Below are 3,391 nucleotides of genomic sequence, written 5' to 3'. Positions count from 1 at the left end.
TGGAGATGAGCCCGGCCGCCAGGATGAAGATGGCGCCCGCGATGGCCACCGAGAGGCCGTAGTACAGCGGGAACACCAGCATGAAGAGGTAGAAGGTGAGCATGCCCAGGAGCACCCCCACCACCCCGCCCAGGGTCATCCAGGGCAGGGACTTGGCTAGGGCCGGTCCGTAGGCGATGCACACCCCGAAGGCGACCAGCATCACCCAGTAGGCCTTGGCCCCCAGCCAGTCGAACCACCAGATCCAGAAGAATGCCACCACGGCCAGGACCAGCGCCAGGATGGCACTTTTCGCGTACTTGTTCATGCATACCCCCCCTTAGTAAACCTATGACGATGAAGCCGACTTACGCTTACCGCATATACCGAAGGTGGTCCGGCCTTCGGCGATTGGATACTACCCAAAAGACCGAAGCTCTCCAGGTATCACCTCCTCTAGCCGAACCGATCCTCTATCCCGATTATCCGACAACAAGCTGGACAACAGCAACACAATCCAACTCGAAATGTATGTTTCAAGCTGGCTTTTTCGCAATCACTCTATATATTTCCTCATCAGATAATTCCACACCTGGGCTTATACCCCTTCCTTGTATTTTTCGGGTTAAAAACCTCAATAGTTTAGGGAGTTTGTGAGAGGATTATGTGGAAAGGGGCAGATAAAGAGGGTGGTGCGATGGCTGGCCCCGGTCATCCTCGCCGAGGCGGGTGTGCTCCAGGGCAGGAGGGCAACCGCCATCCCCTCGGTAGAGGGAAGGATGATCGCAGGTGGGGCCGATTATGTCTACGAGGACGTTGTGGTGGATGGAAATATCGTGACCGGTTGCGCTCCCCATGCATCCCGCGCCTTCGGGAAGCAGCTGGCTGACTGCATCGGACCCTGACATCCGCCGCTCTTACTGCGGATTCTGTTTCATCATCTTTCTGACGGCGAGCAGGTTTTCCAGGGGTTCCCGCGGCAGCTCCCTCGCCCCGCCCAGCTGTTGGGCGGTCAGGGTCACCTGCGCGCAGAACTCGACCGTCTCCATGCGGTGGTACGCCTGCTCCACGTCGCTGCCCCAGCACAGCACCCCGTGGTTCTCCAAGAGCACGGCGTCGTAATCATCCAGGTAGGGCGCGATGGCATCGGCCAGCTCCGGGCTTCCCGGGGGCTGGAACGGCACCAGCGGGACCTCGCCGAGAAAGATGACCGCCTCGGGGATGAGGTGCAGGTCCAGGGCCTTGCCGGCGACGGCGAAGGAGGTCGCGATGGGGGGATGGGAGTGTACGACCCCCCCGATATAGGCCTTTTCCCGGAAGAGGCGCAGGTGCATGGCCGTCTCGGTGGTGGGATAACCCTCGCCCCGTTTCACCGCCCCGTCCAGGTCCATGACCAGGAGCTGCTCGGGGCGCATGAAGCCCTTGCTGACCAGGGTCGGAGTGATCATGATCTCGTCCGCCGCGAGGCGGGCCGAGATGTTGCCCGAGTTGGCGGAGGCCATCCCCCGCTGCCAGACGCGTTTTCCTATCTCGCATATGAGTTCGCGCATCGCGGATTCGTTGTCCACGGGAAGCCACCTCCTTGACCTGCGCATGCGGTCTTTCTCTGTTCCGCCGGTCCGAACGCCGGCGATGTATATTATAAACGCTTCACGGGCCTGGGATATCATGAAGGGACGGGGCGGGAGTTCGGCGCCCCACGTGATCAGAACAGCTTCTTCTCCCACCAGCGCTCTTTGTTCTGCTCCCTGTCTTTGGCGTAGACACGCACGCTTATCTTCTCTGCCGGCGCGGAGACCATGGGTGCCACCTCGGCGGGATCGGGCTCCTCCTCCAGCAGTTGCGTTTTCTCGTCCTCGTGTATGACCAGGGACGCCAGGACCTTGATGGGCGAGGGGTCGACCCGTTCCAGCATCTCCTCCCAGCCCCGCCGCGGCCTCCCCATAACCTCGTAGACCTCCATGAGGTGCTCTACGAAGACGAAGGCAAGGGGCTTGATCTTGGTCTCGTACAGCTCCTTGTCCTCCGGCGTGAAGTCCTCGAAAGGTACGTCCATGAGGCTCAAGAGCTGTTGCGGGACCTCGAGTTCCTTCTCCTCGAACTTGCGCTCGAGCTTCTTGACGAAGAAACTGCGGAATATCCTCTTCCTGGCCGGCGCCTGTTGCGGGTTGACGATCTTGTTCAGCGCATCCGCCCTCGTATGTACCGGTGGTGGGTCCCCGCCCGGATCGAACATCTCCGGTCCCTCGTATGTCTGTTGTGGGATCCCACCCGGATCGATTGCGTCCATATTCTCGCCTTGCTGTAAAATTTCTGCCGTCACTAATACGTTCGATTTCGCGTCACGTTGCTTCTTTATTATCGGAAATACGGCTGGTTTCTTAAATGGCGTGCATCACGCGGGTCATGGCCTGCCACCTTTCCGTTATAATCAATTATCACGAAGCGTGCTGCGCGGGAGGATGGATGTTGGGCGAGATCTACCCGGTGCATATCGGCATGATCATGGACGGAAACGGTCGCTGGGCGAAACAGCGGGGGCTGCCGCGTATCGAGGGACACCGCCAGGGCGAGGAGTCCATCATGGAGGCGGTGAGGGCCTGTTCGTCGTGGGGCATCCACGCCCTGTCGCTGTTCGCGTTCTCCACCGAGAACTGGGAGAGGCCAGAGGAGGAAGTGCAGTTCCTCGTCAACATGAGCCGCGCCGTCCTGCGCAAGCGTATGGAGGAGTTCATGGAACTCGGTGTGCGCATGCGCCACATCGGGCGCAGGGAAGGACTGCGGCCGGAGATCCTGGCATGGTTCGATCTGGCCGCTGAAGTCACCGCGGGCAACAAGGGCCTCAACCTGAGCATCAACTTCAACTACGGAGGCAGGCAGGAGATCATAGACGCCTCCCTGGCGGCCGCCGCGGCTCTGGGAGAACACGGTATGGAAGCGAAGGACATCGACGAGGAGTTCTTCCGCCGTTTCGTCTATGTTCCCGAACTGCCGGACATCGACCTACTCATCCGCACCGCCGGTGAAATGCGCATCTCCAACTACATGCTCTGGCACCTTGCGGACGCCGAGATCATCATCAGCCCCGTATTGTGGCCGGACTTCAGGCGCGATCAGCTGGAAGCGGCGCTACAGGCGTTTCGGCACCGCAAGACGGCGAGGGACAGCGACCTGGAATAATCCCATATATTACCATTATCTCACTAACGGAAGTGTGTTCCGTATCGGCGCGTTCGTGTGTTCTCACCATGAAAAAATTATCGAAAATTCTTTTAAAGGAATATGCATATGAAAGGAGAAAACAGATAGAGAAAACCTAGGAAAGGAGTGAAAAGATGGCAACGAAACCAGCCAAGAAAGCAGCGAAGAAGCCCGCGAAGAAGGCAGCGGCGAAGAAGCCGGCTGCGAAGAA

At 59.2% G+C, this 3,391-nt stretch carries 5 protein-coding genes; 2 read left to right on the top strand and 3 right to left on the bottom strand.

Annotation, left to right across the window (positions count from 1 at the left end; translation table 11 throughout):
* On the bottom strand, positions 1-307 hold a 307-nt coding region (locus AB1384_15720), incomplete at its 3' end, for a hypothetical protein (GenBank protein MEW6555716.1).
* Between the two features lie 364 nt (positions 308-671).
* Here AB1384_15720 and AB1384_15715 point away from each other — a divergent pair.
* A complete protein-coding gene (locus AB1384_15715) occupies positions 672-884 on the top strand; it encodes a DJ-1/PfpI family protein (GenBank protein MEW6555715.1) in 213 nt (70 codons plus the stop codon).
* A gap of 12 nt (positions 885-896) precedes the next feature.
* Here AB1384_15715 and AB1384_15710 read toward each other — a convergent pair whose 3' ends face one another.
* Positions 897-1,547: a class II aldolase/adducin family protein gene (locus AB1384_15710; GenBank protein ID MEW6555714.1), complete on the bottom strand. Its 651-nt coding sequence runs from the start codon at positions 1,545-1,547 to the stop codon at positions 897-899.
* Positions 1,548-1,684: 137 nt separating this feature from the next.
* Positions 1,685-2,269 (bottom strand): hypothetical protein, encoded by a 585-nt coding sequence (locus AB1384_15705; GenBank protein MEW6555713.1) that lies wholly within the window; start codon positions 2,267-2,269, stop codon positions 1,685-1,687.
* 179 nt (positions 2,270-2,448) lie between these two features.
* On the opposite strand from AB1384_15705, the gene uppS reads away from it, so the two are divergent.
* A complete protein-coding gene (uppS, locus tag AB1384_15700) occupies positions 2,449-3,159 on the top strand; it encodes a polyprenyl diphosphate synthase (protein MEW6555712.1) in 711 nt (236 codons plus the stop codon).
* Positions 3,160-3,391: the final 232 nt, after the last annotated feature.

The sequence above is a fragment of the Actinomycetota bacterium genome (genome assembly GCA_040757835.1).
In the GTDB taxonomy this organism is placed as follows: Bacteria; Actinomycetota; Geothermincolia; order Geothermincolales; family RBG-13-55-18; genus SURF-21.
Note: the sequence above shows the minus strand (reverse complement) of the source record. Positions and strands in the feature narration are given on the sequence as shown.

Excerpts from the sequence above, each read along its gene's own strand:
- AB1384_15705 (MEW6555713.1), bottom strand. The coding sequence starts at position 2,269 with ATGGACGCAATCGATCCGGGTGGGATCCCACAACAGACATACGAGGGA.